The sequence below is a fragment of the Synechococcus sp. MIT S9508 genome (assembly GCF_047303045.1).
Taxonomy (GTDB): Bacteria; Cyanobacteriota; Cyanobacteriia; order PCC-6307; family Cyanobiaceae; genus Synechococcus_C.
Genome location: NZ_CP138941.1, coordinates 1,144,852 through 1,159,277 on the forward strand (window position 1 = coordinate 1,144,852; position 14,426 = coordinate 1,159,277).

The window sequence follows — 14,426 nt, forward strand, 5'->3', positions numbered from 1 at the left end:
GCGTCCGTCTGCTTCAAAGCAAATTACTGAGGTTGCAGCATCAGCCCCGAGCTTCAAACACCACCTTCGGTTTCAGACCATCTTCTGCATCGGGAACACCGAGTCCGAGCATGCGCCCACCCTCACTGAGAATGACCACAGCATCCGCCGTGCCGCTGATGCCAGGAGTGATCCTGCGCCCACAGCTCCAGTCCAGCTGTTCGCTCGCAGTGAGCAGGCGCTGAGGCAGATGAGGCAAGGCCAGCTCGGGTCTTAGCAAGGTGATTTCGCCTTGGCCGACCACGTCTGGAGCATCAGGCAGAGGTACCGCCTGGTGGTCATGGAAGCCGAGGGCCTGGGTCCGCCTGAGACTGGCCAGAGAACCTCCGCATCCGATTGCTGCTCCGAGATCTCTGGCCAGTGAACGGATGTAGGTGCCTGCTGAGCAGTGCACCTCCACGCTCAACTGGGCTAGTGCAGCATCCCATCCCAAGAGATGCAGTTGATGAATGGTCACAGACCGTGCTGCAAGCTCCATCTGCTCGCCGCGACGGGCCCTGGCATAAGCCCGCTCACCATCCACATGGACCGCTGAGACCTGAGGGGGCTGTTGGCGAATGGCGCCGCGGAACTGACTGAGTGCCTGATCCAGTGTTTCTGAGCCCAGCTCGGGGACGGATTGTCTGGACAGTTCCTCTCCTTGCAAGTCGTCGGTGTTGGTGCTGATCCCTAGCTGGATCACGCCTCGATAGGTTTTCTCACCTGGTAGGTACGGCAACAGTCTTGTCGCCTGTCCCACGGCGATCGGCAGCACGCCTGTCACCGCTGGATCCAGAGTGCCGCCATGGCCAACCCTGCGGATGCCTAGCAGCCGCCTGATGCGAGCGACGCAGGCATGGGAGGTGAGCCCAGCAGGCTTGTCAATGACGGCGAAGCCGATAGGCGCAGTCAAGGTGCGAGCTATGTCCAGCTGTCGACTGTGGCACCTTGCCTTTGGCACCAGTGGGCTCGCACGTAGGTTTGCCCGGTTGCGTCCTGAAGCTCCATGCAGCCACTCAATGCCTCCGCTGGTGTGGATATTCAGGAGTTTCTCGAGAATGGCTTCTCCGTAAAGGAGCATCTGGCGTCTTATCTGTCGCTCTCAGCGGCGGATGTTGCCGAGCGATTGCCCCAGAGCACGGAGGATCTGGCGGCGATGCATCCGGGAGCTTTCGACCCCGAGCGAGCTGCTGATTTCTATGAGGACACCGTTGGCACGGGCCATTTGTTCGAATTGGCAGCATGGCATCTCAGCAGTGCCGACTACATCGCCGACACCCTGCGTCTGCAGCAGCAGTTTGCGCATGGTGACGTGCTTGATTTTGGAGGCGGGATCGGAACGCATGCTCTCGCTGCAGCGGGGCTGGAGGGCGTTCGGCATGTCTGGTTTGTCGATCTCAATCCACAGAACCGTGCATTCGTGCAGGATCGTGCTTGCCGTCTGGGACTTCAGGAGCGTGTGAGTGTCCATCGCGATCTCGACAGCCTTCCGGGGCGGCGTTTCGACACGGTGGTTTGCCTTGATGTGTTGGAACACCTGCCCGACCCCTCGGCGCAGCTCATGGAGTTTCACCGCCGCCTCACTCCAGGCGGCCGGGCACTACTCAACTGGTATTTCTTCAAAGGGCATGACGGTGAGTACCCCTTCCATTTCGATGAACCGCAGTTGGTGGAGGATTTTTTCCGCTGCCTTCAGAGTCGCTTCCTCGAGCTGTTTCATCCCTTGCTGATCACAACAAGGGTCTACCGTCCGCTTGAGAACGTCTAGCCGAAAAGATCGATGGCACAGATCGCCGGACAAGGGCGCTTGGTGGTTCGCTTAATTGTGATCAAGAAGCTGCTGCTCGCTGGGGCTCTGTTCGCGATCAGCCTGGCCGCCGTGTTTGGTGATGTTCATTACGCCGAACTCTCTGATTTCGCCGAAACCTGGGGGAATGCGGACCGTCAATTCCTTTCTTCGCTGGCAGCGAAGGGAACCCTGCTGGGCCCAACACGTCTGATGCGTCTGGCCTTGGTCTCGGGGCTCTACGCCGCTTTGATCCTTGTAGCGGCCTGGGCCACCTGGGTTGGACGCCGCTGGGGCGAATGGTTGCTTGTCGGGGTGCTCGGTCTCGCTCTGCCTCTGGAACTTGCGGATGCCCTGCATGAACAAAGCCCCAGAACATGGGTTGTTCTGGGGCTCACTGTGATTGGTCTTGTGTTGACAACCCGTCTGGCTCTGAGCTCGGAGCGGAGCCCGTGACGGGAGAGGTCGTTCTGGTCAGACCGTAGCTGTGATGTTGATGCGCTTCCGATTGCGCAGACCGCGCTTGATCGTCTCGAACTTCACGACGCCATCGGTCAGAGCAAAGAGAGTGTCATCTTTGCCGTGACCCACATTGACTCCAGGCAGCACTGAGGTGCCGCGCTGACGGATCAGGATGGAGCCGGCGGTGACGGATTCTCCGCCGTAAGCCTTCACGCCGAGACGCTTGGAATTGGAATCGCGGCCGTTGCGTGTTGAACCTGTGCCTTTCTTATGAGCCATGGGGAGGATTTTGAAGAGGAGAACTTTCGTTGACGTGGATCTGGATGATCAGCTGATGGCTTTGCCACTTACGGAAATCGACTGAACCATGACTCTTGTCAGCTCCTGACGATGACCATTCTTGCGACGGGTCTTCTTTTTGGGGCGCATTTTGTAAACGATCACCTTGGGGCCGCGGCGGTGCGCCATCACCTTCAGCTCAACACTGGCGTCCTTGACATAAGGCTTGCCAAGAGTTGTGCCCTTGGAATCCTTCACTAAGAGAACGTTGTCGAGGGTGACGGTTGCGTCGACCTCAGCATTGAGCCGGTCGAGATCGTAGTAACGATTGGCCTGCAGCCAGAACTGCTGACCGGAGGCTTCGACGATCGCGTAGGACCCTGTTTCGGGAGCTGCAGAGGTTGTGGAGCTGGTTTCGGCCATGTGCTGAGAGACGCGGTCAGGCTCGGACAAGCCGATTTGGCCTGAACCGCAATCGAAAGACAAACAAAGATCCTCGGTCTTCTTAGTCCCTTTCGTCAAGATTCAGCTCAGGACCTTGTCGCGGTGGATGGCTCGTCCGGCACTCACGATCGCTTTGCTGCTTCAAACGAGAGATCTCGTTGAGGTCTGTTGCCAATGGCTGCCGGTGAATCGCTACTCACCCGTGGATCTTGGTGCAGTCGAGTCTGGTCAGGGTGTTGTGGAACTGCTTTCCCGCCAGCGCGAAGCGGTGGATGCCGTTGTCATTGAGCAGTGCCTGCTGGACGACAAGACCCGTGAAGCCCTCAGCAGCGAGGGTTTGTTGTTCCCCGCCGTGGTGGTGGGTGAGTTGATGGGTCGCGTGGATTACCACCCTGAAGAGCTCCATCTGCCTGGAGACCAGCTGGAGCAGCTTGGGTACAACGTTGATGCCTCTATTTCACGCTTCCTGCGCCAGGGCCAGAAGGATGCCAGGCCCGAAGACGGTGCTGAACAGAACGCCATGCCTGCGATGGAAGGCAGTGCCTGGAAGCTGTCCAGTCGTCTGCAGGAGCGCCTCGGCTATCTGGGCGTCTTCTACAAGCGAGACCCCTCGCGCTTTCTTGCCAATCTGCCTCCTGATGAGCAGCGGGACCTTGTTCAGTCGCTGCAGCGCACTTACCGGGACCTGTTGATCAGCTACTTCAGGGATCCGGCTGCGGCCAACCAGGCACTGGAGAGTTTCGTGAACACAGCCTTTTTCGGTGATCTGCCCATCACCCGAGCTGTGGAGATCCACATGAATCTCATTGACGACTTCTGGAAGCAGCTCAGACTTGAAGGGCATAAAAACGATTTTCTTCAGGACTATCGCCTCGCTCTGCTCGATGTCATGGCTCACCTCTGCGAGATGTATCGACGTTCGATCCCTCCGGAGGTCTCCCTGACACCCGCGGCAGGGGGACGTCGCGTTCTCACCGATCCGGAGGTGGCTCCATGAGCCCACGCAAGACTTACATCCTCAAGCTCTACGTGGCCGGCAACACGCCGAACTCCATGAGGGCGCTCAAGACTCTGCGCAACATCCTCGAGACGGAGTTCAAAGGCGTCTATGCCCTGAAAGTGATTGATGTGCTCAAAAATCCGCAGTTGGCGGAGGAGGACAAAATCCTCGCGACACCGACTCTGTCCAAGATCCTCCCGCCGCCGGTGCGTCGGATCATCGGCGATTTGTCCGATCGTGAGCGGGTGCTGATCGGTTTGGACCTTCTCTACGACGAACTCACCGATAACAACCTCACTTCATCGTTGATGGATGCGTTGGAAGAGGCGGAGACAGGCGAATCAGATTCTTAAGCCTGCCCGTGCACTCGCAGGTGATGACTCGTTTTTTCCTTACCTTGCAGCCATAAGAGCGTCGTTATGCAGATCTCCAGCTCCAGTGGTTCTCCACAGATGCAGGTTCAGAAGCTTCCGACAGGGATCGAAGGTTTTGATGATGTGTGTCATGGTGGCCTTCCTATCGGTCGCAGCACGCTGATCAGCGGTACCTCCGGTACCGGCAAAACGGTTTTCTCTCTTCATTTTCTGCACAACGGCGTCGCCCACTTCGACGAACCAGGGATCTTTGTCACCTTCGAAGAGTCGCCGCTCGACATCCTCCGCAATGCCGCCAGCTTCGGTTGGAATCTGCAGGAGATGGTTGAACAGGACAAGCTGTTCATCCTTGATGCTTCTCCCGATCCCGATGGTCAGGATGTGGCCGGAAGTTTCGACCTGTCCGGTCTGATCGAGCGGATCAACTATGCCATTCGCAAATACAAGGCGAAACGGGTGGCGATCGATTCGATCACCGCGGTGTTTCAGCAATACGACGCTGTGTTCGTTGTCCGTCGCGAGATCTTCCGTCTGATTGCTCGTCTCAAGGAAATCGGGGTCACCACCGTGATGACCACAGAGCGCATCGACGAATATGGGCCGATTGCTCGCTATGGAGTTGAAGAGTTCGTCTCCGACAACGTGGTGATCCTGCGCAATGTGCTCAAAGGAGAACGCCGGCGGCGCACCGTGGAGATTCTCAAGCTGCGCGGCACCACGCACATGAAGGGAGAGTTCCCATTCACGATGGGTGCGCATGGGATCAGCATCTTTCCGCTTGGTGCCATGCAACTCACCCAGCGCTCGTCCAATGTGCGGATCAGTTCGGGCGTTCCCCGTCTCGACGAGATGTGCGGCGGGGGGTTCTTCAAAGACTCGATCATTCTCGCCACAGGAGCCACGGGCACTGGCAAGACCCTGCTGGTCTCGAATTTCATCGAGGATGCTTGCCGCAATAAAGAACGCGCCATCTTGTTCGCTTATGAGGAGTCGCGTGCCCAGCTGCTCCGTAACGGCACCAGCTGGGGCATCGATTTCGAACAGATGGAGCAGGACGGTCTGCTCAAGATCATCTGCGCTTATCCGGAATCGACGGGCCTCGAGCATCACCTGCAGATCATCAAGACGGAGATCAGTCAGTTCAAGCCTTCACGGATGGCTATTGACTCCTTGTCTGCCCTCGCTCGCGGCGTCAGCCATAACGCCTTCCGTCAATTCGTCATCGGCGTGACCGGATACGCGAAACAGGAAGAAATCGCTGGCTTCTTCACGAACACCTCTGAGGAGTTCATGGGCAGCCATTCGATCACTGACTCCCACATCTCCACCATCACCGACACGATTTTGCTTTTGCAGTACGTGGAGATCCGTGGAGAAATGGCCCGTGCCGTCAACGTGTTCAAGATGCGTGGTTCCTGGCATGACAAGGGCATCCGTGAGTTTGTGATCACCGGTAACGGTCCGCAGATCAAGGATTCCTTCTCCAACTTTGAACGGATCATTTCTGGGGTGCCGAATCGGGTCAGCAGTGATGAGCGCAGTGAGCTCGCGCGCATCGCTCGCGGCGTCGCTCCCGACGCCTGATCAGCTTTCTGTGTTCTGCGTCAAAGCCAGGCGTTCGTCGTCACTTTGGCGTTCAGCTTTCCACCTCAACTCCTCGGGGTCTTCCTGAGCTAGCGGCAGCTCAAACCAAAATGTGGTGCCAACGTCAGGCTCACTGGCCATTGAGATCATGCTGCCGTGTTTTTCGAGGATGCCTCGAACGATCGACAGTCCAAGGCCAGTGCCCACCTCGGTGTGAACAGCATTCTCAACCCGGTAAAAGCGCTCAAAGATGCGTTGCTGGCTTTCTTCACTGATGCCATAGCCGGTGTCACAGACTTCAACCCGGATCTTCGGCAATGGTGAACTCAGGGTGCAGGTGGGCCCATAGTTGCTGTGGATCTCTGCTTCCGAAGGTGTCATCTGACAGCTGTCTGGCCAGGTGTAAGCCCTGACCGTTAGTCGCCCGCCGCTGCGACTGAACTTCAGAGCATTGCCGATCAGATTGTCGAGAACCTGCAGGATCAGGTCCCAGTTACCCAGAACATCGGGGAGGTCGCGGTCAGCTTCCAGGCTCAGCTCAACCTGCTTGTCGCTCGCGTTGAGTTGATAGCTGCGCAGGGCTTGCTCCAGGCCAGGACGGAGATCGACTGGAGAAAACTGCACAACGCGATTGGATTCCAGCCTGGACAGATCGAGAACGTCGTTCACGAGTCGGGTGAGGCGATCTGTCTCCGAATTGGCAACGCCAAGAAATTCTTTTCGATCCTCTTCGCTGAGCTGGTCTCCCATGTCGTGGAGAGTCTCCACGTAACTCTTGATGTTGAACAACGGTGTGCGTAGTTCGTGGGAGACGTTGCTGATGAAACGGCTCTGAGCGGCATTCAGCTCCACTTCCCGTGTGAGGTCCTGGATGGTGACGGCGATGCCCTTGAGGGTGTCGCCGCTTGGTTCGCGCACCGCCTGGATCACGAAACGCAGGGTCCTCGGTGGATCGCCAATACTGCTGCGCAGCTCATTGGTGTCCGTTTGCTTTGAGAACACGGCATCGAGCGGGTCATGCAGTTCAACGGACAGCAGTTCCGGCAGCTCATTGAGAAAGTCTTGGCCTTCGAGATTGCGACCTTCCCAGCGGAACAAGCGTCGCGCCGTCGGGTTGACGAGCACGATGCGACCATCACCGTCGAGCAGAACCGCGCCGTCGGCCATGGTGGCAATCAGCGACGCCTGCTTGACCTGAGCTGCCTGTAGTTCTTCGATGTTCGCTGCGTCATAGTCCTGCAGCTGTGAGGCCATGGCGTTGAAGCCATCCAACAGTTCTCCCAATTCGCCACCCATCGGCAGGCCGATGCGAGCGCGGAAGTCACCATCACCAATCGATCGGACGCCTCTCAACAGCTCCTTGACCGGACGCGTGATGGTCAGCGCGTTAAAAACAGCGCCCAGAATCACCAGAACCCAGATTGAGATGAACACAGCCACCGTGACCTCACGGGTGAGGGCGGCACTGGCGAGAGCGGTCTCGTTGGGGTTCACTCCAAGAGCCAGCACGCCGAGGTAGTTGTTGTTCTCAACCAGCGGCACGAACACATCCGTGACTTGCCCCTGGGGCGTCATATGCTGGCGGACCAGCGGATTCTGAGTTCGGTTGCGCAGTTCATCAGGCAGTTCCAGACGCCGGCTCAGGCGCAGATCTGCATTGCTTGCATCATCACTGCCGCTGACGGGAATACCCAGATAGACAATGCCGTCAGGGTCGGCGAAAAAGATGTAGCGGAGGCTTCTGCTCGAGCGCCAGAAGGTTTCCGTGACATTGGCGAGTTCGCGATCACGACCTTCAGCCACCAGCTCGCTGACATTGCCCGCCAGCAGCAGGCCTAGATCCCTCGCGTAACGGGTGTCGTTCATCGCCGTGTCGCGCTGAATCCCATTCAGCGCGAAGAAGGTGATGCCCGTCATCATCAGGCTCACCACCAGGGTGGCCACAGCTAGCAGTTTGGTCTGAAGGCTGAATTCGGCCCACCAGGAGCGGGCCTGCGGCCAAAACCCCCTCGTGGTTGTTTGCTCAGCTCCGGCGATTGGAGTTGCCCATTCCGCAGGGGCCTCGTTCTGAGCCGTGGCTGGATCGCTGGCCATTCCGCCGAATCACATCGACCTAGCCTAGGACCGGCGCACCTGGTGACCGATGTCGCGACGGAACTGCATCCCTTTGAACCGCACCAATGCGAGTCCTGCGTAGGCGCTGGCGAAGGCTTGATCAAAGTCCGCCGCCTGGGCGACCTGCGTTAGTACCCGTCCTCCGGCAGTTATCACCTGGCCATCGTCTTGACGATGTGTCCCGGCATGAAACAGTTGCCGCTGTTGGTCGGGATCAGGCTGCAGCTGAATGAGATCTCCCTTGCGTGGAGTCTCGGGATAGCCCTCAGCGGCTGCGACAACACAAGCGCTGCATGTTTTGGCAACCGAGAGTTCGGGTGCCTGATCCAGACAGCCGAGGGCGCAGGCCTGCAGAACCTTTGCGAGTTCAGGACCCATCAGGGGCATCAGGGTCTGGCATTCAGGATCACCGAAGCGACAGTTGAATTCGATCACCTGGGGCCCTTGCTGGGTCAGCATCAGGCCGGCATAGATCACTCCTCTGTATTGGATTCCCCGTTCTCTCAGGGCCTGCAGAGTGGGTTTGAGCACAAGCTGCTGCACCTGATCGAGCCCAGACTGATCAAGCAATGGAGCGGGTGCGTAGGCCCCCATGCCTCCGGTGTTCGGCCCCCGATCGCCCTCGAGCAGCCGCTTGTGGTCTTGAGCTGGCGGTAACAGCACCATGCGCTCGCCATCGCACAAAGCGAAAACGGACACCTCAGGACCTTGAAGGCGTTCTTCCACAACCAGCCGCTCGCCTGCGGAGCCGAAGCGTCCAGCAAAGGCCTCACGGATCGCTGCGGCAGTTTCTTCGAGGGTTTCGGCGACAGTCACTCCCTTGCCGGCTGCCAAGCCATCGGCTTTCACCACCAGTGGTCGTTGCAGCTCTTCCAGCAGCTCCAGCCCCTCACTGGCGCTTGCGACAGTCCAGTGCCCCGCGGTGGGAATTTTGGCTTCGTGCATCAAAGCCTTCGCCCAGGCTTTGCTTGCTTCCAGTTGGGCTCCTTCGGCGCTGGGGCCAAACACCGCCAGTCCTGCATCTCGCAAACGGTCGGCCACCCCGGCGGCCAGGGGTGCTTCCGGTCCGATCACTACCAGATCGATCGCCTGCTCCCTGCAGGCTTTGATCAGGCCCGCGGCATCCTGTTCCCCAACCGCTAGCGATTTGCAGCCGTCGAGGTCTTCGGTTCCTCCATTTCCAGGAGTCACCCACACAGCCTCAACTCCTGGGCAGCGGCGCAAGGCCCAGGCCAAAGCCTGTTCACGGCCACCACCACCCACCACGAGTAGATGTCGGAGCGGAGGCAGGGTCTGAGGACGGGAGCTGGAATGGGCCATGGAGGCAAGCGTTTCGGGCGGAGGCCCTTAGGTTTGAACGTCCCTCCGCTGTTGTTGATGGCGGAGAGATCGTCCCATTTTTGTTGAACGCCTTCCGGCCCATGGGTTTGCTCCCTCTGCCTCTTTCACTTCTCTTGGCGGCGGTGCCAGGCTCTGCAGGGCCTGGCTCCTCGGTGTCGCTCCAATTCGCAGCGCCAATGCCCCAGGAGGCCTTTGAGATTGTGCTGATCGAAGGAGGTCTTGCTGATCTGAAACTGGCCTGCGAGCAGTCGGCCAGCTTTGGAGCCAATGAACGTCTCCAGTTGCTGCGTGATCGACTGATGCTGGTTGCGCCAGCCCCGCAGACGTTTGATGTGGTGATGGCCAATGCCAGGGCTCTGATGTCCTGCAAGGCGCCAGATAGCGCACAGGTGGTCCTTAGTCGCTACGGACCCGGTCCAGGCCCTCGCCGTCGGGAATGGTTGCTGTTGTCCTGGCAGGCTGCCAGTGCGGCATTGGACCAGGAGCGCATTGTCCTGGCGCTGTTGCGTTTGGCGGAAGGAGATCTCACCAGGCTCGATGCGGAGCAGCTTGTGGTGGGTCTGGATGGGCAAGGACTGCCCACCACTCGATCAGCTCTTGATCTTCTGGCCGAAGCGCAGATTGCCTCCGGGCAGCCCGATCAGGCTGTGATCACCTTGCTTGCCGGGCGGACGACAGGGGTCATTGCGGCACGTCGTCTGGGTCTCGCGGCTGAACTGCTGGGTGTGATGGAGTCCGAACGCAGCGCATCGTTGATCGAGGCGGCTCTCGATCAGGCGGCGGCTGAGCAGGCCTGGAACCAGGCGGAGGACTTGCTGCGGTTGCAGCTGCGGCTTGAGCTTGCCAGTGGCGGCAGCGGTGATCGTCCCCGGGAACGTCTGCGGCGGCTGGCAACCAGGGTGGATGATCGCTTCACTCTGTTGAATCTTGATCAGGATCTGCCAGGAGTGTCTCTTCATAAACACCAGCAGCTGCAGCAGCAACTGCGTTCTCCACAGGCACCGGGTGGCCACGCCGCGCTGGGAGAATCACCATCACCTGAAGCCGGCGCGACCGGCGTCAATGAGCAGCCATGACAATTCCCCACGGCGACCTTCTCTACGAGGGCAAAGCCAAGCGCATTTATGCCGGTTCAAGCGACCAGCAAGTTCTGGTGGAGTTCAAAAATGATGCCACTGCTTTCAATGCTCAGAAAAAGGCTCAGCTGGCAGACAAGGGGCGTCTCAACTGCAGGATTTCAGCCTGTTTGTTCGAAGTGCTGGAGCGGGCGGGAATTCCCACCCATTACTGCGGAATCGCTGAGGAGACTTGGATGGTTGTCCAGCGCGTCGAGGTGATTCCAGTTGAGGTGGTGCTGCGCAACATCGCGACTGGCTCGCTTTGTCGCGAGACGCCGATTGTCCAGGGCACAGTCCTTGAGCCGGCTTTGCTCGATCTGTATTACAAGGATGATGGTCTCGGTGATCCGTTGCTGACGGATGCTCGCCTGGCATTGCTGGGACTGGTCTCCAGCGAGCTGCGGGAGCGGATCGAGGTTCTCGCCAGAAAAGTCAATGTGGTGCTGATTCCTTTTTTCAAGGAAATCGGCTTGCAGCTGGTGGATTTCAAGCTTGAGCTTGGGCTGAATGCTGCCGGTGAGCTGCTTGTGGCTGATGAGATCAGCCCTGACACCTGTCGGCTCTGGAACCTGTCGTGCACAGATGCGGAGGAGCGCATCCTCGACAAGGATCGATTCCGTAAGGACCTAGGTGGAGTGATCGAGGCCTACGGGGAGGTCTGCAAACGGGTACAAGGGGCCTGCCCGACACCCCGCAACTGCAGTTAAGTTCAGCGACGTTTGTGGCCGGCTCGGCCGACTTCCGTCTCCCCAATGGTCGCTTTCTCCTCCAGCCGAACCAAGAACGCCGTTCGGCGAGGTGCAGTGGGGTTTGCCCTCGCTCTGCCCTTGATTAGTGGCCTGCCCCTTCAAGCCCAGGCTGAAGATATTCAGGTTGCTGCTGAGGCTGAAGCGGTTGATCCACAGGGTGTAGAGGCAGAGATAACGGAAGAGCAGATCGAGGTCGAGCAGATTGAGGTCAACCCTGTCCCTGCAGCAACACCTGTTGCCGAGCCGATTGACGAAGGGTCTGAACAGCCCAGGGTGCTGATTACCGAGGTGATCATTGAGGGCATCGATGGACACCCCGAACAGGAGCGTCTCGAGCTCGCTGCTTACGACGCCATGCGTGTGCGCCCTGGAAGCAGGGTGACGAGGGAGGAGCTGAAGCTTGATCTCGATGACATTTACGCCACCGGATGGTTTTCAGACGTACGCATTGAGCCGGTCAACGGTCCCTTGGGTGTTCAGCTTGCTGTTCAGGTGGTGCCCAATCCTGTGATGACTGAGGTTGTTCTCGAACCTGAGGACAACAAGATTGAGCCCCAGGTTATTGAGGACACCTTCAGTTCCGATTACGGCCGCACGCTCAACCTCAATGAGTTGCAGCTGCGCATGAAGCAGCTGCAGAAGTGGTACGCCGATCAGGGTTATTCACTCGCTCGCGTGAGTGGGCCCACCAGGGTGAGTCCTGATGGCGTCGTGCAGCTGAAAGTGCTGATCGGCAGCGTGGCGGGTATCGAGGTGAAATTCATCAACAAGGAAGGGGAAGACACCAACGAGAAAGGAGAGCCGATCAACGGCAAGACCAAGCCTTGGGTTGTGAGTCGGGAGATCTCCATCAAGCCAGGAGAACCCTTCAATCGCAATCAGCTCGAGAGCGACATCCGGCGTTTGTACGGCACCTCGCTGTTCAGTGATGTGAAGGTGACCTTGAGACCTGTGGCTGGTGAGCCAGGTTTCGTCACCATCGTTCTCGGCATCGTCGAGCAGTCCACTGGCTCCCTTTCAGGTGGTCTTGGCTATAGCCAAAGTCAGGGCGTCTTTGGTCAGGTTCAGCTTTCCGATAGCAATCTGTTTGGGCGTGCCTGGGACCTGGCACTCAATGTCACTTACGGACAGTTCGGCGGGCTGGCTAACCTCACCTTCTCCGACCCTTGGATCAAAGGAGACAGCCATCGCACCTCTTTCCGGACTTCCGTGTTCCTGAGCCGGGAAGTTCCTCAGGTCTTCCAGAGCCAGAACAATGGAGACATTGTCAGTCTTCGCGAATATCAGAACAACAATTCTGAGTATTCCTATTCAATTGACTCTACTAACAATCCGGCTAATAGTAAATTTGGTAATGTTACTGATGCCACTGAGCAATTTGGCAGCACCAGCTGGTTTGACTACGAGGGTGATTCAATCGCGTTAGAGCGTGTTGGTGGCAACGTAATTTTTTCCCGTCCGCTCAATGGTGGAGATCCTTTTAAGAAGGTCCCCTGGCAGATTCTGGCTGGGCTAAATCTTCAGGCTGTTCGTCCGATTAATTATGCAGGTGATACCAGGCCCTATGGAATACCCAACGATAAGATTAAAAATGATCGAATAGACAATGACGAAGTCATTTGTACCTCGTTTAATTGTGCCGATCGAAATACTCTTGCGAGTGTTCGACTTGCAACCACTTACAACACATTGAATGACGGTAGAAACCCGACTTCGGGTAATTTTTTCAGTTTTGGCACTGAGCAATACGTTTCGATTGGAGAGAACTCGCCAACCTTTAACCGCGTTCGCACCAGCTACACCCATTTCATTCCAGTTAAATGGTTGAAGTTCTCCAAAGGCTGTCGTCCTAAGGAGGGTGAACCGGAGAACTGCCCTCAGGCCTTGGCTTTTCAAGTCAAGGCGGGCACCGTGATCGGTGATTTACCTCCCTATGAAGCCTTCTGCCTGGGTGGATCCAATTCAGTTCGTGGCTGGTTCGATTGTGATTTGGCTGTCGGTCGCAGTTTCGGAGAAGCAACCATCGAATACCGCTTCCCAATCTTCAGTATTTTTGCCGGCGAAGTGTTTATCGATGCAGGTACGGATTTCGGATCTCAATCCAATGTTCCCGGTAAGCCTGGCGAGCTGCTGGATAAACCTGGCTCGGGTGTTTCTCCAGGTGTTGGTGTGATCGTCACCACGCCCGTGGGGCCACTGCGTCTGGAAGTGGCCAGCCAAAACTTCACTGGAGATTACCGCTTCAATTTGGGCGTCGGCTGGAAATTTTGATGGGCTTTTGGCCTCAGGATTACGACGGAGCCTGGACCCTGGAGGGACCAGCCAGCCGCAGCGGCATCGGCCTGCATAGCGGTGATCAGGTCTCCGTCACCCTTCAGCCTTCGCCTCAGCCGGGCGTCTGGGTGAGCTGGCCAGCAAACGGCGGTGAGCCGCTCAAGCTCAAGCCTTCTCAGGTGCGAGACAGTCCGCTCTGCACCACCCTTGAGCTGGGTGATCGCAAACTCGCCACGGTGGAACATCTGCTCGCAGCCATCGCCGGGTGTGGTCTCACGCACGTGCATCTCGAAGTTGAAGGCAGCGAGATTCCCCTTTTGGACGGCTCCTCTCAGGGATGGGTGGAAGCCATCGCTGAGGCTGGTCTTGCCCCGGCATCAACACCTGCTCCCGCTCGGCCGCAGCTGCAGCAACCGATAGCTCTGCATCGAGGCAGCAGTGTGATCACCGCTACTCCTGCTGAACAGTTCATGCTGGTGGGTGTGATTGATTTTCCCCAGCCGGCCATCGGTCGTCAGCAATGTGCCCTTGAGCTGACGCCAGAAAGCTTCGTGGCAGAGATCGCTCCAGCCCGCACCTTCGGCTTCCGTGAGCAGGTGGATCAACTGCGTGCAGCGGGGCTGATTCAAGGTGGAGCCCTCGATAATGCCCTGGTCTGTGATGGCGACCAATGGCTAAATCCACCTCTGCGCTATCCCGATGAACCGGTGCGCCATAAGCTTCTGGACCTGATCGGTGATCTGGCGCTTGTGGGTTTTCCGCGGGCGCAAGTGCTGGTCTACCGCGGCTCCCATGGTCTGCACACCGACCTGGCAGCGGTCCTGGCCGATCGATCCGATGCTCAGCGCTGAAACGATTTGACTTCCTCTTCCGCTACCGCCG

The 14,426-nt window shown here is 58.0% G+C and carries 14 protein-coding genes; 9 read left to right on the top strand and 5 right to left on the bottom strand.

Features of this window, described 5'->3' with window-relative positions:
• Positions 1-40 precede the first annotated feature (40 nt).
• Entirely contained in the window at positions 41-931 is an 891-nt protein-coding gene (truB, locus tag SIB42_RS05860) for a tRNA pseudouridine(55) synthase TruB (protein ID WP_067095908.1), read from the bottom strand.
• A gap of 93 nt (positions 932-1,024) precedes the next feature.
• On the opposite strand from truB, the gene SIB42_RS05865 reads away from it, so the two are divergent.
• Positions 1,025-1,786, top strand: coding sequence for a class I SAM-dependent methyltransferase (locus SIB42_RS05865; RefSeq protein ID WP_067095911.1), 762 nt, complete (start codon positions 1,025-1,027; stop codon positions 1,784-1,786).
• Between the two features lie 12 nt (positions 1,787-1,798).
• Positions 1,799-2,260: a DUF2127 domain-containing protein gene (locus SIB42_RS05870; protein WP_067095913.1), complete on the top strand. Its 462-nt coding sequence runs from the start codon at positions 1,799-1,801 to the stop codon at positions 2,258-2,260.
• Positions 2,261-2,278: 18 nt separating this feature from the next.
• Here the strand turns inward: SIB42_RS05870 and rpmA are convergent, their stop codons facing one another.
• Complete coding sequence (gene rpmA / locus SIB42_RS05875) at positions 2,279-2,545, bottom strand: 50S ribosomal protein L27 (RefSeq protein WP_067095922.1); 267 nt, start codon at positions 2,543-2,545, stop codon at positions 2,279-2,281.
• A gap of 48 nt (positions 2,546-2,593) precedes the next feature.
• Positions 2,594-2,968, bottom strand: a complete 375-nt coding sequence (rplU, locus tag SIB42_RS05880) for a 50S ribosomal protein L21 (RefSeq protein WP_067095923.1) — start codon at positions 2,966-2,968, stop codon at positions 2,594-2,596.
• 127 nt (positions 2,969-3,095) lie between these two features.
• Here rplU and SIB42_RS05885 point away from each other — a divergent pair, with 127 nt between their 5' ends.
• The 3 genes from SIB42_RS05885 (at position 3,096) to kaiC (ending at position 5,947) form a co-directional block, all read left to right on the top strand.
• Positions 3,096-3,986 (top strand): circadian clock protein KaiA, encoded by an 891-nt coding sequence (locus SIB42_RS05885; protein ID WP_067095925.1) that lies wholly within the window; start codon positions 3,096-3,098, stop codon positions 3,984-3,986.
• Positions 3,983-4,342, top strand: a complete 360-nt coding sequence (gene kaiB, locus SIB42_RS05890; RefSeq protein WP_067095928.1) for a circadian clock protein KaiB — start codon at positions 3,983-3,985, stop codon at positions 4,340-4,342. The genes SIB42_RS05885 and kaiB overlap by 4 nt, the downstream gene beginning before the upstream one ends.
• 66 nt (positions 4,343-4,408) lie before the next feature.
• Positions 4,409-5,947, top strand: coding sequence for a circadian clock protein KaiC (gene kaiC / locus SIB42_RS05895; protein ID WP_413328560.1), 1,539 nt, complete (start codon positions 4,409-4,411; stop codon positions 5,945-5,947).
• Here kaiC and SIB42_RS05900 read toward each other — a convergent pair whose 3' ends face one another.
• Together SIB42_RS05900 and purD are read right to left on the bottom strand one after the other, a co-directional pair.
• A complete protein-coding gene (locus tag SIB42_RS05900; protein WP_082825054.1) occupies positions 5,948-8,041 on the bottom strand; it encodes an ATP-binding protein in 2,094 nt (697 codons plus the stop codon).
• Positions 8,042-8,065: 24 nt separating this feature from the next.
• Complete coding sequence (gene purD / locus SIB42_RS05905) at positions 8,066-9,382, bottom strand: phosphoribosylamine--glycine ligase (protein ID WP_067095933.1); 1,317 nt, start codon at positions 9,380-9,382, stop codon at positions 8,066-8,068.
• Between the two features lie 101 nt (positions 9,383-9,483).
• Between purD and SIB42_RS05910 the strand changes: the two genes are divergently transcribed.
• From SIB42_RS05910 to lpxC, 4 genes are read left to right on the top strand one after another with little or no spacing between them, the layout of a single operon-like run.
• On the top strand, positions 9,484-10,479 hold the full coding sequence (locus SIB42_RS05910) for a hypothetical protein (RefSeq protein ID WP_067095934.1): 996 nt from the start codon (positions 9,484-9,486) through the stop codon (positions 10,477-10,479).
• Entirely contained in the window at positions 10,476-11,228 is a 753-nt protein-coding gene (gene purC / locus SIB42_RS05915; RefSeq protein WP_067095936.1) for a phosphoribosylaminoimidazolesuccinocarboxamide synthase, read from the top strand. The genes SIB42_RS05910 and purC overlap by 4 nt, the downstream gene beginning before the upstream one ends.
• Positions 11,229-11,273: 45 nt before the next feature.
• Positions 11,274-13,541, top strand: coding sequence for a BamA/TamA family outer membrane protein (locus tag SIB42_RS05920; RefSeq protein ID WP_067095938.1), 2,268 nt, complete (start codon positions 11,274-11,276; stop codon positions 13,539-13,541).
• Complete coding sequence (lpxC, locus tag SIB42_RS05925) at positions 13,541-14,395, top strand: UDP-3-O-acyl-N-acetylglucosamine deacetylase (protein WP_067095941.1); 855 nt, start codon at positions 13,541-13,543, stop codon at positions 14,393-14,395. The genes SIB42_RS05920 and lpxC overlap by 1 nt, the downstream gene beginning before the upstream one ends.
• Positions 14,396-14,426: the final 31 nt, after the last annotated feature.